This window comes from Neisseria sp. S1 (assembly GCF_048060015.1).
GTDB classification, from domain to species: domain Bacteria; phylum Pseudomonadota; class Gammaproteobacteria; order Burkholderiales; family Neisseriaceae; genus Neisseria; species Neisseria arctica.
Genome location: NZ_JBLUPI010000029.1, coordinates 1 through 2,911, shown reverse-complemented (window position 1 = coordinate 2,911; position 2,911 = coordinate 1). Strand labels below are relative to the sequence as shown.

6 protein-coding genes and 1 pseudogene are annotated in these 2,911 nt (G+C 47.8%); 4 read left to right on the top strand and 3 right to left on the bottom strand.

Going from position 1 to position 2,911, the window contains the following annotated elements; all coding sequences use genetic code 11:
- Nucleotides 1-61: 61 nt before the first annotated feature.
- From ACEPPX_RS11590 to ACEPPX_RS11580, 3 genes are all read right to left on the bottom strand, one after another.
- Nucleotides 62-373: a S24 family peptidase gene (locus ACEPPX_RS11590; protein ID WP_416624162.1), complete on the bottom strand. Its 312-nt coding sequence runs from the start codon at nucleotides 371-373 to the stop codon at nucleotides 62-64.
- A 73-nt stretch (nucleotides 374-446) separates the two neighbouring features.
- Nucleotides 447-692: a hypothetical protein gene (locus ACEPPX_RS11585; protein WP_416624161.1), complete on the bottom strand. Its 246-nt coding sequence runs from the start codon at nucleotides 690-692 to the stop codon at nucleotides 447-449.
- Between the two features lie 40 nt (nucleotides 693-732).
- Nucleotides 733-1,110 (bottom strand): helix-turn-helix domain-containing protein, encoded by a 378-nt coding sequence (locus tag ACEPPX_RS11580; protein WP_416624160.1) that lies wholly within the window; start codon nucleotides 1,108-1,110, stop codon nucleotides 733-735.
- A 117-nt stretch (nucleotides 1,111-1,227) separates the two neighbouring features.
- Here ACEPPX_RS11580 and ACEPPX_RS11575 point away from each other — a divergent pair, with 117 nt between their 5' ends.
- The 4 genes and pseudogenes from ACEPPX_RS11575 to ACEPPX_RS11560 form a co-directional block, all read left to right on the top strand.
- Nucleotides 1,228-1,404 (top strand): DNA-binding protein, encoded by a 177-nt coding sequence (locus ACEPPX_RS11575; protein ID WP_416624159.1) that lies wholly within the window; start codon nucleotides 1,228-1,230, stop codon nucleotides 1,402-1,404.
- Entirely contained in the window at nucleotides 1,401-1,688 is a 288-nt protein-coding gene (locus ACEPPX_RS11570; protein WP_416624158.1) for a DNA-binding protein, read from the top strand. The genes ACEPPX_RS11575 and ACEPPX_RS11570 overlap by 4 nt, the downstream gene beginning before the upstream one ends.
- Before the next feature lie 44 nt (nucleotides 1,689-1,732).
- Entirely contained in the window at nucleotides 1,733-2,596 is an 864-nt protein-coding gene (locus tag ACEPPX_RS11565) for a hypothetical protein (RefSeq protein ID WP_416624157.1), read from the top strand.
- Between the two features lie 2 nt (nucleotides 2,597-2,598).
- A pseudogene (locus ACEPPX_RS11560) lies at nucleotides 2,599-2,911 on the top strand (transposase); the annotation flags it as partial.

Below are 2,911 nucleotides of genomic sequence, written 5' to 3'. Positions count from 1 at the left end.
TATATAGATGTTTGATCATTTTAATTTCGAAATAGTTAAATATGTTTTCCTTTGCTAAATTTCAATTCAGGTCTTTAGATATCTGCACCACCTGCCCGATGACCTGAATATCGGGGTGGTCGGCCAACATCAGCGACATCGGTGGGTAGGTTTCGTTGTCGGAAATCAGCAGTAGGCTGCCGTCTATATGTTTTTGAATGCGCTTTACCCATAGCGTGTCGCCGGAACGAATCACGTAAATCTGACCATCACGCGGATTATTTTTGCTGGTATCGACCAACAGCGTGTCTTTGCTGTTGATGGTCGGCTCCATGCTGTTCCAATTTCTAATGCACTTTAAAGTACGCGAAAGCGTTGTTTTGCTAAGATTCATTTCAGAACACCAGCGCAGCCAGAATGTCGGAGTGTCCTAAATGCCGTCTGAAAAATTTTCAGACGGCATTTTTTTATTTTTCAAACAGCTCTTTGCCGATTGCTTGGTAATCTACTTCCTTTTCAGTTGGATTTACCGTATCTGCATAGGCTTCCACCAAAGAAAACACACCAGCTTGGCTTAGATAATGTATTTTTACCGCCGTAGCTAATGCCGAAGCCAAAGGCTCGGGAATTTCGATATTGTTCTGGGTGGCTGCCTCTTTAACGATTTCTTCTGCTCGCTCACCCCATTTAATTTGTTGTTCAAAGTCAAACATAAGACTGTCTCCATAAAAAATGCTGGTCTGGTTTTAAAAATCACGCTGTTTTGTGCGTGGCTGAAACTTGATTATCTTTGGCGGCTTTTTTCTCTGCGCCTTTTGCCACGCTGAGAATGACAAATTTGCCGTTATCGCTGGCTTGACGGTAATACCCTAATAACTCTGACTCTTCCTTACTAATTTCAGAATTTTCAGACGGCCTAATTTCCTGTTCAGCAGCAAATAAGCTGCTCACATCTATTCCCATATTCAAAAAAGAGAGCAATACATCTCCACTAGGCATAAATACGCCACGTTCGTATTTTCCCCATGTTTCGCGCTCAATACCTGCTTTTTCAGCAGCTTGTGCTTGGGTAAGCCCTAAAAACTTTCTTTTTTCTTTCAAACGATTACCAAAAAGAGATTTAGAAATCACAAAATAATCCTTGCAAAAGAGATTTTAAAATCCCATAATTCACGTATTGGTAATGCACTAGTAAATTCCTAGTGCATAAATAGTTCACTATTTTATCACAATGGGAAAGGGCTATCTATGGCTATAACTGTTGAAAAATTAAAAGAAAATTTTGCCAAAAACGGCCAAACGCTGGCGCAGTGGGCAAGAGAGAACGGCTTTAAGCCGCGCGATGTGTATCTGGTGGTCGGCGGCCAGCGTAAAGGCAACTACGGCAAGGGGCATGAAATTGCTGTGAGACTGGGGTTGAAATGATGAGTGCCAAAGGTATCAGGCTCTTGAAGGTGTTTAAGGCTTTGGAAGCCCATCCGATTATCGGGGTAAGCAATAAAGAGATTTCAGACGGCCTCGGTATATCACCGGTGCATGTGAGCCGCGATTTAGACGATCTGATTGCTGAAGGATTGGTGGTCAAACTGGATAACGGCAATTTTGCCTACAGCATTAAAACGCTGCAAATCGCCGAGCGTTTCAGACGGCAGCAGGAAGATTTGGAGCGGCGTTTGGCGGAAGTGATGCGGCGTTCGCAAGTGGGTTAACGAATTTTGAAAGTTTCCGACGTCGGAAACTTTGGAGAAAACAAATGAGCAACGAAATTGAAGTAATGGATGTAACCGCCGCGCAAAACTACCAAGCGGCGCACAGCGTGATGGTGATGGAGCAATGGGGCAATGGCGAAACTTATAGTGAAGAGCGTTGGATTGAGCGCGGCCGCTTGGCGGTGCGACAAACCATGGAAGGTATGTTTGAACTGGGCCGTGCGCTGATTGTTTTAAAAGAGCATACGGAACACGGGCGGTTTATGGAAATTGTGAAAAGCCAATTTGGGCTGGGTATTGCAGAAACATCACGCCTGATGTCAGCTACCCGCCGTTTCGCCACCCCGCAGATGCAGAAAGCCGCGCCGAAGCTGATGGACTTGGGTAAATCCAAGCTGCTGGAATTGCTGGTGGAGGAAGATGTGACTTTGGTGGAGCTGGCCGACGGCGGCGATATCAACGGCCACACGCTTGATGACGTTGACCGCATGACGGTGAAAGAACTGCGCCTGGCGCTGCGTGAAAGCCGCGAAACGGCGGAAGCGAAAGACAAAGTTATCGCCGACAAGAATAAAAAGGTCGACGAGCTGGAGGAAAAGTTGGCCAAGAAGCAGGTTAAAGAGCCGAAGCCGCAAGATGTGGCCAGCGAGCTGACCATGCGCTTATCCAGCCTTGAAGTGGGCATCCGCTCAGAATTAAGCCGCTTGAAAGATATTTTCCAGCAAATGCTGGCACATGGTGAGGCGCACGGTTTTGACCACCGCGCACAGATGGTCGGCAGCATCAATCAGGTGATACGCGATGCGGAAATGCTGCGCGAACTGTTTGCCCTACCCGAAGAAGCACCTACTGATGATGTGCCTGAATGGCTGAAGGGTTATGAGTCTTCGGAAGGCAATGGAGCGTAATCATGAATGCGGCAATGACGGAGCGTTTGGCCGAAATCGCCCGCGAGGCCGAACAGCGTGGGCGCGGCGGCAAGACGACCTATCTGAAAGAGCAGGCAGCAGCTTTGGGGATCAGTTTGGCTACATTGCACCGCAAACTGGAAGCAGTTGTGTTAAAGCCGACCCGCAAGCGCCGCGTAGATGCCGGTAAATCGGCCTTAACGCGGGAAGAAGCAAAAGTGATCAGCACGTTGGTGATGGAAACCATGCGCAAAAACGGCAAGCGGCTGACCACGGTGGGTGCGGCGGTGGAAATGCTGCGCGCCAACGGTGAAA

What these genes read in the sequence shown, in the direction of transcription:
- ACEPPX_RS11590 (WP_416624162.1), bottom strand. Translation starts at nt 373, where the DNA reads ATGAATCTTAGCAAAACAACGCTTTCGCGTACTTTAAAGTGCATTAGA.
- ACEPPX_RS11570 (WP_416624158.1), top strand. Translation starts at nt 1,401, where the DNA reads ATGATGAGTGCCAAAGGTATCAGGCTCTTGAAGGTGTTTAAGGCTTTG.
- ACEPPX_RS11585 (WP_416624161.1), bottom strand. Translation starts at nt 692, where the DNA reads ATGTTTGACTTTGAACAACAAATTAAATGGGGTGAGCGAGCAGAAGAA.
- ACEPPX_RS11575 (WP_416624159.1), top strand. Translation starts at nt 1,228, where the DNA reads ATGGCTATAACTGTTGAAAAATTAAAAGAAAATTTTGCCAAAAACGGC.
- ACEPPX_RS11565 (WP_416624157.1), top strand. Translation starts at nt 1,733, where the DNA reads ATGAGCAACGAAATTGAAGTAATGGATGTAACCGCCGCGCAAAACTAC.